Origin of the sequence: Pedobacter cryoconitis (assembly GCF_014207135.1) — a bacterium.
Lineage (GTDB): Bacteria > Bacteroidota > Bacteroidia > Sphingobacteriales > Sphingobacteriaceae > Pedobacter > Pedobacter cryoconitis_D.
In genome coordinates this window covers 102,921-116,886 of sequence record NZ_JACHCC010000015.1, presented here as the reverse complement: position 1 = coordinate 116,886, position 13,966 = coordinate 102,921, and the positions used below count along the sequence as shown (strand labels likewise).

Sequence of the window (13,966 nt, the reverse complement as noted above, 5' to 3'; positions counted from 1 at the left end):
ATGACCAAAAATATTTCAGCTGCAGAGATTAAAAAATATAATATCACACTCTGGAAGTTATTAATAGGCGGCGTGATCCTGTTTGCCCTTTTTATCGTTGCAATTGGTTTCGGGCTATTTGGAACCCTGCCATCCTTCAGAGATATTGAACACCCAAAAAGTAATCAGGCTACTGAAATATTAACAGAAGATAAAAGGGTTCTGGGTACTTATTTTGTACAGAACCGCTCTAATGTAACTTACCCGGAGATTTCACAAAATGTGATTAATGCCCTGATCGCTACAGAAGATACCCGTTTTAAAGAACATTCGGGGATCGACTTCAAACGTACTTTTTCGATTATTTTTTATAATATCATCGGTAAGAAACAAGGTGCCAGTACAATTACACAACAGCTGGCCCTGAACCTTTTCTCTGAAGAAGGCCGTCAGCGTAATTTCTTTAAACGTCTGATGCAGAAATTTCAGGAATGGATTGTTGCCGTAAAACTGGAACGTAATTTTACCAAGGAAGAGATCATCACCATGTATTTAAATACAGTGGATTTTGGTAACCAGGCCTATGGAATCAAATCGGCAGCCAGAGTTTATTTCAACACTACTCCCGATAAACTGACAGTCACCCAGGCAGCGACACTGGTTGGACTGCAAAAAGGAATTACCCGTTACTCTCCTACCCGCAACCCTGAAAGGTCACTGGCCCGCCGTAATACAGTTATGGCGAATATGGTAAAGGAAGATCTGATGACCCAGCAGCAGTTTGATGAGGAAAAAACAAAACCATTAGCCCTTAAATTTAGTGCAGCGACAGTTAATGACGGGATTGCTCCTTATTTCAGAGCTGTGCTTAAAAATGATATCAAAAGAATTTTCCAGGAACGATCTATCTTAAAAGCCGATGGTACTCCTTATGATCTGGACAGGGACGGACTAAAAATCGTGACCACGATCAATTATGATATGCAGGTCTATGCCGAAGAAGCACAAAAAGAGGCAATGCAAACACTTCAGGCACAATTTATCAGAGGCTGGAAAGGAAAAAACCCTTTTAAGGATAAAGAATTACAGATTGATCAGGGGATCAAAAGATCTGACCGCTATAAAGCATTACAACAGGAAGGAAAATCAGATGAAGAGATTAAAGCTGATTTTAATACGCCTACCGAAATGAGCATCTTTACCTGGAAAGGGAATCTGGATACCTTAATGAAGCCTATCGATTCGGTTAGGTATTACAAATTACTGCTGAGAAATGCGATGATGGCTATGGACCCGAAAACGGGTTATGTCAAAGCCTGGGTAGGTGGAATTAATTATGAGCATTTTAAATATGATCAGGTAAAAATGGGTACCAGACAGGTTGGTTCAACAGCCAAACCTTTCACCTATTCAGTCGCTATTGAAAATGGTTATTCTCCTTGTTACCAGGTCTTAAATGAGCCAGTTACTATTGATATCCCGGGAAGCGCTCCATGGACCCCAAAATCTGGCGGAACTATTCCTGGTTATATTACGCTACAGAAAGCCCTGGCCTTCTCTCAGAATTATGTGGCAGCTTATTTAATGAAACAGGTAGGTCCGACTGCAGTAGCTACTCTTGCCAAAAAGATGGGGATCACTTCAAATGTACCTGCTTATCCTTCCATTGCATTGGGATCTTTTGATGCTTCTGTCTTTGATATGGTGGGTGCTTATAGTGTATTTGCCAATAAAGGTGTATGGACACAACCTACTTATATTTTAAGAATTGAAGATAAAAATGGTGTAGTACTATTCTCACAAACCCCACAAAAACACCCTGCGCTGAATGAAGATGTAGCCTATGTCATGAACCGCATGCTTATAGGTGTAGTCAGAAATGGTCTCGGTTATGGACTGATCAGTAAATATGGTTTAAAAAATCCAGTTGGTGGTAAAACCGGAACTACACAGAATAACTCTGATGGTTGGTTTGTAGGTATTACTCCTGATCTTGTTGCCGGTGTATGGACGGGTTGCGAGGATCGTGCTTTCCACTTTATCAATACCAGAGAAGGTGAAGGTTCCAAAACGGCAATGCCTGTTTTTGGTGGATTTTTCAAAAAGGTTTATGCCAATTCAAAATTAAAAGTCAGTAAAGGAGAATTTGAAGCCCCTAAAAACGGTGTATCTATCACTTACGATTGTAACCAATATCAACAGCAACAAACTGATACCACAGAACTGGATAAGAAGCTGGGTTTTTAAATGAGCATTTTTGATTACAAAAAGGCATTAGCCGATATTCCTCATAAACCCGGTGTTTATCAATACTGGGATCAGGAGGGTACACTCATTTATATTGGTAAAGCCAAAGATTTAAGGAACCGGGTTGGCTCTTATTTCAACCAGGATAACCAGATGAATGGTAAAACCAAAGTATTGGTTTCCAAAATCCGGAAAATCACTTTTACCATAGTGGATACTGAGATCGACGCATGGCTGCTTGAAAACAGCCTGATTAAAAAGCATCAGCCCAGGTATAATATTATGTTGAAAGATGATAAGACCTATCCATGGATTATCATCAAAAAAGAGCCTTTCCCACGTTTGTACTGGACCAGAAAGATGGTTAAGGACGGATCAACCTATTTTGGCCCCTATGCTTCTGTAGGGATGATGCATACGATCCTGGAGCTTATTAAAGAGACTTATCCTTTACGTACCTGTAATCTTCCGCTTAGTGAAGAAAATATCAATGCCGGAAAATTCAAAGTATGCCTTGAATACCAGATAGGCAATTGTAAAGGCCCCTGCCAGGCTTATCAATCCGATACAGATTATGATCAAAGTATTGAAGAAATCAAGGATATTCTGAATGGTAAAATCGGCAATGTAATCAAAGACGTTAAACAGATTATCAAAAATGCAGTCACTGAGCTGAATTTTGAATATGCTCATCAATACCAGAAAAAACTGCTGGTCTTAGAAAAATATCAAAGTAAATCGACAGTAGTTAATAGCTCCATTACCAATGTAGATGTGGTTAGTATTGCCTCTGATGAACGTTATGCTTTTGTCAATTATCTGAAAATAATGAACGGCAGCATTATTCAGACGCAGACTATTGAAATCAAAAAACGACTGGACGAATCTGATGAGGAGCTGCTGACACTGGCAATTACCGAATTCAGGACCAAATTCAGCAGCACTTCGAGAGAGATCATCGTTCCTTTTGAAATCAAACTGAATGATAAAAACCTGAAATTCACTGTTCCAAAACTAGGAGAGAAAAAAAACCTGCTGGAACTTTCACATAAAAACGTATTATTTTTCAGACGGGAAAAGCTGAATCAGTATGAAAAACTCAACCCTGATTTAAGGTCTGAGCGTATCTTAACGCAAATGCAGAAAGATTTAATGCTGACTCAGCTGCCTGTTCATATTGAGTGTTTTGATAACTCCAATTTCCAGGGGGCTTATCCCGTTTCGGCAATTGTCGTCTTTAAAGATGCTAAACCTTCAAAAAAAGACTACAGACATTTTAATGTTAAAACTGTAGAAGGCCCGAATGATTTCGCGACTATGGAAGAAGCCGTTTACAGGCGATATAAGCGCATGTTAGAGGAAGAAGGGACATTACCTCAATTGATCATCATTGACGGCGGCAAAGGCCAGTTATCTTCTGCTGTAAGTAGTCTTAAAAAGTTGGGTATAGACAAGAAGGTAACTGTAATAGGAATCGCGAAAAGGCTGGAGGAACTATATTATCCAGGAGACAGCTACCCTTTACATCTGGATAAAAAATCTGAAACGCTGAAAATTATTCAGCAACTTCGTGATGAAGCTCACCGTTTCGGGATCACCTTCCACAGAAAGAAAAGAGATCAGGGAACTTTAAAGACAGAGCTTGAAGAAATAACCGGTATTGGTAAAGCTACCGCGGATAAGCTGCTCCGTCAGTTTAAATCCGTAAAACGAATTAAAGAGGCCTCAGAAACCGAACTGGAACAGGTCTTAAACAAAACACAGGTCAAAACACTACTCGCTCATTTCAGCGCAAAAAAAGCCTAAAAGCAAAAGCGCTGTTATCTTTTAGGATAACAGCGCTCTTATATTTCATCTTAGTATTCCCACAAACTCTGTTCGTAATCTGACATTCCTTTTTTAATACGTTCCGATTCATATAACTTTCTCGGGTCTTTAGGATCTGTCTGATTCAGAATTTCCACGATCGTTTTATTCGCCGGATTGGTCTCTTTGACAATATTGCTTGAGAAAAGACGTCGCACAAAGAAATCATCATAGGTCAATACCGAAGCATCATTTGATGGGTCTACCAGCTTTTTCTTACTTAAGATTGTTCTGGCTTCATCGTAATAGATCCAGAATACAGGCTGCCAGTTACCTTCTACCATTTTCATTGGAGCAATACCAACAATACGTGGTTCGAACACTGAGCGCTTCACATCCAGAATCCAGTCTTCCTTAATTCTGTATTTCTGGAACTCATCCGGTCTTAACCTTCTTAAAGTCGGTTCGCCGATTTTGCCTTTTGCATCAGCCTCTCCCTCGGCTGTACCTCTTGCATTTCTCAGCGCTTCAGCACTGGTTAAAGCAATACGGAAAGAGTCATTATCTTCCAATAATTTACCAGCAACGGTATCCTTAGGTGAATAGGCTGTTAATTCTTCATTTCCGATAGCTTCCAGAAGGATTTCAATCAATTTGGATTTGTCAGTATTTAATACCGAATTAATCGTATCTCTTAAATCAATCTCACGCCAGATCCTTTTAGAATAGAAAACGTCTTCCTCCCTTACGTCAGCATAAGGAACCATCACACTACTGTCTACATCTTTTCTCTCAAAAAAGCCGTCTTTTGGCGGTATCTTGATCTTTGATTTTTTCAGTAAAGATTGTGAACCAGCTGCAGCGCTTGTAGCTACAGGTGCGTTTGCTGTTGCATTTGCAGTAGGCACAACACCTAGTGGCTTAGCCGTTTGTACAGGCTGATTACCTGCATCTGCCACAGGCGTAACAGTAGCCGGAGCTGTAGTAACAGGTTGTTGTGCTGGTACTGGCGTATCCGTTGTTTTAACAGCCTTTATCTTAGGACGCTGGCTGACTATTGGTTTTACAGTTTTGTCCTGGGCAAAAGATGCATTACCTAAAACCAACAGGATAATCAGGTATAAAAATTGTTTCATCTTAATTCTATTTAGCTGTAAATGTTATACCATCTAAATTCTTCTGTCTGCCATCAGGACCTTCAGCTATAATATCCTTAAAGATAACTGTTGCTCCTGGTTTAATTGAATTTAAAGCACCTTTAATCTGTCCGCTGAATGAGCCTCCGCTGTTTTGAATATTAACAGCATCAGATCTTGGATTAATAAAGGTAGCGTTAAACCTGATTACTTTGTATTTAATATCAAATACGAAATCTTCCAGTTCAGTTTCGATCGCTCCTGACCTCGCCAGCCATTCCAATTCAACATTACCGCCTGATTTGCCTTTAACAAGTGCTTTAGGTGTAGGTAAAGCCTTAACCCTGAATTGTTGCGACCCCAGATTGACGGATTTACCTGCATTATTAGCAGTAACGGTAATATTTAACGTTTTACCAATCTGATCACCACCTACGCTTACAGAATATTTTCCGTTAGCTCCGCTGATCGATCCACCTGAAATACTTGCTTTTACGCTTTCCAAAGGAAAACCTGCAGCAGATACAGAAAACGGATTCGGAATTCCTGCATAAATCACGTTCATTTTATCTGGTGAAACAGTAGCTGAAGGCTTGGCAACCTGATAACTTTGTTCAGGTGTCCTGTATTCTTTAATCTGTCCGTCAGTTTGTTTTACACGGATTGTACCAACCCATTTAAACACGCCAACTGAACCAGTACTTCCTGTATAAGTTCCTTTACCCTCTTTAGTTGCTAATTTTCCGCCGCCAACACTGATTTCAGGACTTGATTTAGAATCGCTTGCTGTTAAAAATACTTGTGCAGTATAAGGCTGGCCCTGTATCACATAAGAAGTCGGAGCTACAGCTACAGCAGCAAACTGATCGAGGTTGACCAGAGACTTATCCATATTTCCGAATAATTTTTTAACAATCTCAGCTTCTGCATTTTTTGTATCTGCCTGAATCTTTGTTAAAACTGTATTTGCAGCTGTTAATGGAGTACCTTCACCAAAGTTGATATCTTCCCATGCTTTTTTACCTTCTACTCTTTTTGTCGCATCATTAGCTTCCAGTGAGAAAGAAACATGTTTACGGTCTTCAGGGCTCAAAAGTGCAATCAGTTTTTCACGGGTCTCATTGATCTTAGCTTTCAGCTTCACTCCTTCTTTGTTGTTGATCATGATCCCCTGAGCGATATCCTGGTTTCCTCTTTCAACCATATCACCAGTCTGTTCATCGATTCCTCCACCAGCGGTATTAAATCGTTGTTTCAGTTGTTGAATATAACTGGTCAGGTCATCAGCATATTTCTTCGCCTGGTTAGCTTTCTCCCAGATCGGCTGAGCCCTTGCAGGCTCCTCCTTAAGTTTGGTATTCTGAAATGCAGTAAATAACTGATCAATACTCGTGTTTACATTTGTCTTTGAAGATTCAAGACTATCATTGATATTCTTGAAGGCATTCAGTATAGTATCAGATACGTTTAGGGCAAGCATAGCTAACAATACCAAATACATGATATTGATCATCTTCTGCCTCGTTGTTTCTTTTCCTCCGGCCATTTTTATGGTTATGGTTCTCTCTGGTGATTAAAATAAATGATTACCTGATTAAGGACGTGGCTGGTTCATTGCTGTTAACATATTGCCATAAATAGCATTCAGCGACGATAGATTTTTAGCAAGTTTACCTACTTCTTCCTTAAATTGTTTCGAATCGTCCATTGACTCATTGAAGTTACTCATCGTATCAGAAAGGTTCTGATAAAATTTGTTCATAGATTTAAGATGAGAAGTAGAATCTTGTAATTCTAATTCATAAACAGCATTCAGGGCCGATAAATTTTTAGAAAGGGCAGTTACCTGCTCATGGTAGCTTTTAGAAGCAGTTCCGCTCTCACCCAGTTCTACCAGTTGGGTGGTTGCTTTACCAAATGCACCGTTCAGCTGATCAAAACCAGCAGAGGCTAACTTAACTTTTCCAGTAAAATCATTAGTAGCCAATGTAGCATCAGCAACTGTTGATATAGTAGATACTTTATCTCCGAAGGTACGTAACCCAGTACCCAGACTTTCAATTAATTCAGGACCTATTTTAGCGTCAACAAGCATTTTATCTAAAGCAGCAGTTGAAGAAAAACCGGCTGCTGCAACTGGTCTTGCTGACGCCTTAGGTAATTCACCTGTAAAATCATCGCTTAATTCAGGATATACTTTCTCCCATGCGGGTTCTTGTGCTGGCGGAAAAAATCCAGTGATAAAGAATAAACAAGCTTCAACACCCAAACCGATACCGATCATGTAATTTCCCATGATACCACCAATGTGAAGGATTTTAAATAATGCCCCGATAATTACTACACTCGCTCCCCATGATATTGCTACGTGTAACAAATCAAATTTCTTTTTTGCTGCCATATTATACTAGATAGATGTTGTTTAAATTTTTATAATTGAAATTGGATCGACTTAGTTTTTGAAATGAATATCAGTACCTGCATAAGAAGAAACGCATCTGAATCCTATGTAGGATCTTGCCTGGTCCTGGTATTCGTAAGTGCTTACTGCATTCTGAAGGAAGAAACCTATATCTTTCCAGGAGCCACCTTTAACCACCTTACGTTTAAGGTATTTGCTGTCTGAAGGTTTAGCCACATAAGTGAAGTTAGGGTTAAAATCCAGTAATAATGGTGCGGCCGAATTATTATAGGCCGTTACTGTCCACTCTGAAACATTACCTGCCATATTATACAAACCATAATCATTCGGGAAATAAGATTTCACATTGACTGTATACAAACCTCCGTCGTCGGCATAGTTACCTCTTCCTACTTTAAAGTTAGCCTGCATACATCCTTTGGCATTTCTTATATAAGGACCTCCCCAGGGATATTTCGTCTTTACCTTACCACCTCTTGCAGCATATTCAAACTCAGCGTCTGTTGGTAATCTATACTCAGGACGGGAACTCAAAGGAATTTTTCTTGAAGCAGCAACCGGTTCATACAAACGGGTACGCCATACACAGAAAGCATTTGCCTGTTCCCAGGTCACACCAACTACAGGATAATTATCATAAGAAGGGTGATTGAAATAAGATTTCACCATCGGATCATTCTGAGTATAAGAATAATCTAATTTCCAGACCATAGTGTCCGGATAAACATTGATAGAGGGAAACTGATTAGGGTTATTCGGATCAGGTGAATCCACATAACTTTCAATAAAATCTTTACGTTTTTTAGTAGGGTCTTTCCTTCCGGCTTCTGCCAGGTCTAGATTCACAATACTATAGGAATATCTTAATTTTCTAATATCAAGCTCATTACGACCAGGCAAAGCATCGTCTCCGGTATAGTACATGTCTTTGAATTTAGCGCTCAGGCCACCTTTTTTATCATTCCAGAGCACAGAGCCATTACCAACCTTTTTCCAGTCAATATTTTTCTGTGAAGAAAGCGTAGCTCCTCCCGGGGTAGTTTTAGCATTGATAAAATAAGCAGGGGCTCCTGTAGGACCAACAGATGTTAAAGCAACTGAGTCTCTCACCCAATTCACAAACTGTCTGTATTTAGCATTGGTCATCTCAGTTTCATCCATGTAAAAGGCACTGAATGAGGTCATTTTACTTGGAGAAGTCTGAGAGTTGTTAATATCCTCATCAGACATACCGATCAGCGTTTTACCCTGAGGTATATAAACCATCCCTCTCGGCATTTTCTTGTTATTGAATTTTTTATTATAAGCACCAACGAGCTCACCTTGCCCACCTTTTCCGCAGCTCGTAAACAATGCCGTAACTAATATAAAACCCAGTGTGTAAATTTTCCTCATAAGCCGTAGAGCAATTTTACAACAATTTTATCAATTATGATTGATATAAACAATTATTATGAGATAAAAATATGTCTTAAAAGCAAAAAAAGCAAGATGTTAACGATTCTGTAACATCTTGCTTTTTAGTTTTAAAAATTCCCAGGCTTGCAGCATATTCCCCAATATGGGAAAATATATCAACACCTCTTTATTATTTGTTCGATTTCTTAATATAATTTTCAATCGCCATAATCATGGATGGTGACTCTGGTGATGGGGCTGCAATATCAACAATCAGGTTATTATCCCTCACTGCCTTATGCGTATTTACTCCAAACGCTGCAATACGAGTATTATTTTGCTGGAAGTTAGAAAAGTTTGTATAAAGTGACTGAATACTTGAAGGACTGAAAAAAGCAATCATATCATAAGTCACTTCAGCAAGATCAGAAAGATCACTTACAACTGTCTTAAACAATACCGCCGGGGTCAGATCATATCCATTTTTCAATAGAAAATTCATTGTATCTTCAGTAGCCACATCAGAACATGGGTAAAGGAATTTCTCCCCTGCATGTTTCTTCAATACTTCAGCTAAATCGGCAGCTGTCTGCTTGCCAAAGAAAATTTTGCGTTTCCGGTACTGAATGTACTTCTGCAAATAAAGCGCAGTTGATTCTGAAATACAAAAATATTTCAGATCTGCTGGTACTTCATACCGCATTTCTTCGCAAATTCTAAAAAAATGATCCACTGCATTCCTGCTTGTAAAAACTACAGCAGTGTAATCACCTAATGCGATTTTATCTTTTCTAAAATCTCTGGCTGGAATACCCTCCACATGAATGAATGACCTGAAATCAACTTTTAAGTTATATTTCTTAGCCAAATCAAAGTATGGAGATTTCTCTGTTTCCGGTTTCGGCAAAGTTATCAGTATACTTTTTACTTTACGCAACCTATCTTCTGTTCTTTCTTGCATTTTACCTAATTACAGCTCTAATCCTACGGCCTTGATTAATATCAAAATAGGACATATTTCGAGGGCACAAAAGTACATAAATAAATAGAATTTTGAAAACCGATAATGAGATAAAATATTTATTCCTGCTCTTATAAATTGAAACGTGAAGATAACAGCCAGCAGAATAAATGAGATAACTATATAGTATATACCATATTTCATTGGTGATAATGCAAAAGCTACGACCAACGGAATGAATATTAAAGAGATGTTAAAATAACTCAAATATAATATAGAAATGTACTCGTGGATAGGTTTTTGGATGTTAAACAGGTGACCAAGCACCCGAAGCAGCAAAATTTTCATTGCATATAAGACAACAATCAGGATGGAAACGCTGACAAAAAAACGGAAACCCTGATGAACATAAGCGAGCTGATAATATTGCGCAACCAGATAAAAAAACATCCCGATTGTAAATCCAAATTGTATAAATAAGAACAAAAATGGCCAGGAACTGAACACATTATCTTCCTTATTCAGGTTATTTAACCCTCGATTACTGTAAAAAGATTGCACGATACTCTGTAATTGCTTCGAAAAAGAGATCCTTAACACCGCAAAAACGACCAGAAGTAACACAATAAAACCGAGCACCCAGGTCTGCCCTTTATGCAGGGGATTGCCCGTTCTGAAACGGCTGATTTTTTTTAATTTGCTGTATTTTTTAAACCAGGCATTCAGATCCAGTTTCTCAAAAACGTTAGCTTTTACGATACTGTCAATTAACATATGTTTATTGATCAGTGAATCCGGGAGGATCCAGGTATGGGTCATGATAGAATCTGTAACAAATTTCTGTCGCGCAAGAAATGCAGAGTCTCTGACTATCCTGGGCTTATAAACCCAGCGTTTTATAGTAGAATCTCTGGCAACGGGCAGGTTCTGCACATTCGCCTTCCCAAAGCCTGCAATGCACAGCAGGAAAAAAGTCACCAAAAAATATTTATACATTGAATTGTAAAAGTAGCGGGATTATTCCTTTGTGCAAATTTAAGCTATTATTATTTCATAATTAACACAAATACAAAGGAAACCTACCGGACGAGTGCGTCATACAATACTTCTACAGGATGCAGTGCCTTTCTTGCAGTACCATCCTTGATCTGATGCCTGCAGCTTGTGCCTGTAGCAGCAATAATTACTTCTTCAGCCTGTTTCCTGACTGCCGGCAGTAAAACCAGCTCCCCGATCTGCATGGACAATTCATAGTGTTCCTTTTCATAACCAAAAGAACCGGCCATTCCACAACACCCTGAGGGAATCACCTCAACCCTGTAATTTTCAGGAAAAGAAAGGATCTGCTCGGAGAATGTTAAAGCCGACCACGCTTTTTGCTGACAATGCCCATGTAGTCTGATTTCTTTACTCTCGAGCGTGAACTGTTCCCTGGTAATATTCCCGTTTTTGATTTCCCTGGCAATGAACTCATCTATTAACAATGCATTTTTTGCCAGCTTTCGTGCCGGATCAAGCTGAGGCTCGTCAACCAGGTCTACATATTCATCTCTAAAGCTCAATATTGCTGATGGCTCTACACCAACCAATGGTGTCTGTTCTGTAATCAATGGGTCCAGTAAAAAGACATTGTACTGTGCTATTTTTTTTGCTTTATGTAGCAATCCCTTAGACAACCATGCTCTTCCACTCTCCACATGTCGTGGAATAATGACCTGGTAACCTAAATGTTCAAGTAGCAGAATCGCCTTAATACCAATCTCTGTATCGAGATAATCAGTAAATTCATCACAGAAGAAATACACAACCCTCGTCCCGGTGCCTTTTGTTATTCTTTCAGATCCGAGTCTTTTGTAAAACCATTTTCTCAGGGTCGTATGGTATAGATTTGGCAGAGAACGTGCCTGAGCAAAACCACAAAGCCGTTTAATTACCGGACTAATCCGCTGATGGTTCATCATCAGGTTATACAATCCCGGAACGATCGAAGCCATTCGGTTCAACAGACTAAAACCAGCAATCATCCTGGTTCTTAACGGCACACCGTTAGCATCGTAATATCCCTGGAGGAATTCGGCCTTGAGTTTAGCCATGTCTACATTAGAAGGACATTCAGATTTACAACCTTTACAGCTTAAACACAAATCCATGACTTCTTTGATCTCCTGGTGATCAAAACGATTATCCTTACCGGAGTGAGTCAGCATTTCACGTAATATATTCGCTCTGGCCCTGGTCGTATCCTTTTCATTCCTGGTTGCCATAAATGAAGGGCACATGGTTCCGCCCGCTAAATGAGACTTCCGGCAGTCGCCCGAACCATTACATTGTTCAACGTGCTGCAGGATATTCTGTCCGGGATAACGGAATACAGTTTTAACAGGAACTACTTTCTGCCCGGGTTCATAACGCAACATACTATCCATCGGAGGAGTATCTGTGATTTTTCCGGGGTTGAAAATGTGCTTCGGATCCCAGGCTGCTTTAACCTCCCGAAGTAAACTATAGTTATGTGCCCCGATCATCTGTTCAATGAACTCACCTCTTAATCTGCCATCCCCATGTTCACCACTCAATGAACCCTTATACTTCTTCACCAGAGTGGCTATCTCTTCGGCGATCACCCTGAACAGCCTGTTCCCTTCTGCCGTTTTCAGATTGAGGATTGGCCTCAGATGAATTTCTCCTGTACCGGCATGTGCATAATGGACAGAGAACAAACCATGTTTCTTCAATATTTCATTGAAATCTCTCAGATAAGCAGGCAGGTCATTCACGTCGACAGCAGTATCTTCAATTACAGCTACAGCCTTTTCATCACCGGGCAAATTGCTTAATAAGCCCAGGCCAGCTTTTCTGAGTGCCCATATTTTCGACATATCCTTCCCGAATAACAAAGGGAAATGATAACCCAATCCTACTGCACGCATTTCAGCCTCCACCTGTGCGGCTTTTACGGTAATGTCCTCTCTGTCTTTACCTGCATATTCTACAACAAGCACAGCAGCCGGATCACCTTCCACAAAAAACCGGTTTTGAAGATGCTCAATATGACCTTTAGTACACTCCAGAATATAATGATCAATCAGCTCACTCACCCTTGGCTTATACTTTAAGGCTATCAGGTTTGCCCTGATAGCCTCATCAATAGAATTAAAATGGATGCAAAGTAAGGCTGTTTCCTCCAGAAGTAAAGGCTCAAGATTTAACTTAATCTCAGTAATAAAAGCTAATGTACCCTCAGATCCCGCGATGAGTTTACAGAAATTAAAATCTTCTTGTCCCGCGGTAAAAGGAGCAGTCTCCAGCAATAAATCAATCGCATATCCTGTATTTCGCCGTAAAATACTTTTAACCGGGAACTCCTCCCGGATAGAAACCTGGTTTTCATAGTTGCCGAGTACCCCCCTGATATTACGGTAAACCGCAGCTTCCAGAGTATCTCCCGAACATTTATCAATAAAAGCCTCGAAGTTCATCGATTTAAAATCCACCTCAGTACCATCACTCAACAATGCTTTAATTTCAAGCGTATGCTCCCTCGTACTCCCGTATATTAATGAATTTGATCCGCACGAATTATTGCCGACCATTCCTCCGATCATAGCCCGGTTAGCTGTTGAGGTTTCCGGGCCAAAGAAAAGACCATAGGGCTTCAAATACTGGTTCAGCTCATCACGCACCACCCCGGGTTGTACTCTTACCCAGCGTTCTTCCTTGTTAAGTTCCAGAATCTGATTAAAGTGTTTCGATACATCCACAACAATTCCTTTACCTACTACCTGACCTGCCAGTGATGTACCAGCGGTACGGGGAATCAATGAACATCCTTCTCTGTCTGCAAACAAAATTAACTCCTTCAGATCACTGACTGTATGAGGGATGGCTACCGCCACTGGCAGTTCCCTGTAGGCTGAAGCATCTGTAGCATACAGGATACGCGTCTGATCATCGGTAAAAAGATTGCCCTGCAACAAAGCAGACAGTTCCCGGAGTTTGGATTTCATAAATTGGGTA

The 13,966-nt window shown here is 39.9% G+C and carries 9 protein-coding genes; 2 read left to right on the top strand and 7 right to left on the bottom strand.

Annotated elements, in window-relative coordinates; genetic code table 11:
- Both HDF25_RS24115 and uvrC read left to right on the top strand, forming a co-directional pair.
- A complete protein-coding gene (locus tag HDF25_RS24115) occupies positions 1 to 2,226 on the top strand; it encodes a penicillin-binding protein 1A (RefSeq protein WP_184628973.1) in 2,226 nt (741 codons plus the stop codon).
- Positions 2,227 to 4,032 carry an excinuclease ABC subunit UvrC gene (gene uvrC, locus HDF25_RS24110; protein ID WP_184628972.1) on the top strand — a complete coding sequence of 602 codons (1,806 nt, stop codon included), beginning with the start codon at positions 2,227 to 2,229 and terminating at the stop codon, positions 4,030 to 4,032.
- A gap of 50 nt (positions 4,033 to 4,082) precedes the next feature.
- Here uvrC and gldN read toward each other — a convergent pair whose 3' ends face one another.
- The 7 genes from gldN to HDF25_RS24075 all read right to left on the bottom strand — a co-directional run bounded on the left by gldN (position 4,083) and on the right by HDF25_RS24075 (position 13,956).
- The gene (gldN, locus tag HDF25_RS24105; RefSeq protein WP_184628971.1) at positions 4,083 to 5,168 is read right to left on the bottom strand and encodes a gliding motility protein GldN; all 1,086 of its coding nucleotides are present in this window, start codon (positions 5,166 to 5,168) and stop codon (positions 4,083 to 4,085) included.
- 7 nt (positions 5,169 to 5,175) lie between these two features.
- The gene (gldM, locus tag HDF25_RS24100; protein ID WP_184628970.1) at positions 5,176 to 6,714 is read right to left on the bottom strand and encodes a gliding motility protein GldM; all 1,539 of its coding nucleotides are present in this window, start codon (positions 6,712 to 6,714) and stop codon (positions 5,176 to 5,178) included.
- Positions 6,715 to 6,762: 48 nt separating this feature from the next.
- Entirely contained in the window at positions 6,763 to 7,569 is an 807-nt protein-coding gene (gene gldL, locus HDF25_RS24095; protein ID WP_184628969.1) for a gliding motility protein GldL, read from the bottom strand.
- Positions 7,570 to 7,620: 51 nt separating this feature from the next.
- On the bottom strand, positions 7,621 to 8,985 hold the full coding sequence (locus tag HDF25_RS24090) for an SUMF1/EgtB/PvdO family nonheme iron enzyme (RefSeq protein ID WP_184628968.1): 1,365 nt from the start codon (positions 8,983 to 8,985) through the stop codon (positions 7,621 to 7,623).
- A gap of 193 nt (positions 8,986 to 9,178) precedes the next feature.
- The gene (locus tag HDF25_RS24085; protein ID WP_184628967.1) at positions 9,179 to 9,949 is read right to left on the bottom strand and encodes a uroporphyrinogen-III synthase; all 771 of its coding nucleotides are present in this window, start codon (positions 9,947 to 9,949) and stop codon (positions 9,179 to 9,181) included.
- A gap of 9 nt (positions 9,950 to 9,958) precedes the next feature.
- On the bottom strand, positions 9,959 to 10,945 hold the full coding sequence (locus HDF25_RS24080) for a DUF4271 domain-containing protein (RefSeq protein ID WP_184628966.1): 987 nt from the start codon (positions 10,943 to 10,945) through the stop codon (positions 9,959 to 9,961).
- Positions 10,946 to 11,028: 83 nt separating this feature from the next.
- Positions 11,029 to 13,956, bottom strand: a complete 2,928-nt coding sequence (locus tag HDF25_RS24075) for an FAD-binding and (Fe-S)-binding domain-containing protein (protein WP_184628965.1) — start codon at positions 13,954 to 13,956, stop codon at positions 11,029 to 11,031.
- Positions 13,957 to 13,966: the final 10 nt, after the last annotated feature.

Excerpts from the sequence above, each read along its gene's own strand:
- HDF25_RS24115 (WP_184628973.1), top strand. The coding sequence starts at position 1 with ATGACCAAAAATATTTCAGCTGCAGAGATTAAAAAATATAATATCACA.
- uvrC (WP_184628972.1), top strand. The coding sequence starts at position 2,227 with ATGAGCATTTTTGATTACAAAAAGGCATTAGCCGATATTCCTCATAAA.
- gldN (WP_184628971.1), bottom strand. The coding sequence starts at position 5,168 with ATGAAACAATTTTTATACCTGATTATCCTGTTGGTTTTAGGTAATGCA.
- gldM (WP_184628970.1), bottom strand. The coding sequence starts at position 6,714 with ATGGCCGGAGGAAAAGAAACAACGAGGCAGAAGATGATCAATATCATG.
- gldL (WP_184628969.1), bottom strand. The coding sequence starts at position 7,569 with ATGGCAGCAAAAAAGAAATTTGATTTGTTACACGTAGCAATATCATGG.
- HDF25_RS24090 (WP_184628968.1), bottom strand. The coding sequence starts at position 8,985 with ATGAGGAAAATTTACACACTGGGTTTTATATTAGTTACGGCATTGTTT.
- HDF25_RS24085 (WP_184628967.1), bottom strand. The coding sequence starts at position 9,949 with ATGCAAGAAAGAACAGAAGATAGGTTGCGTAAAGTAAAAAGTATACTG.
- HDF25_RS24080 (WP_184628966.1), bottom strand. The coding sequence starts at position 10,945 with ATGTATAAATATTTTTTGGTGACTTTTTTCCTGCTGTGCATTGCAGGC.
- HDF25_RS24075 (WP_184628965.1), bottom strand. The coding sequence starts at position 13,956 with ATGAAATCCAAACTCCGGGAACTGTCTGCTTTGTTGCAGGGCAATCTT.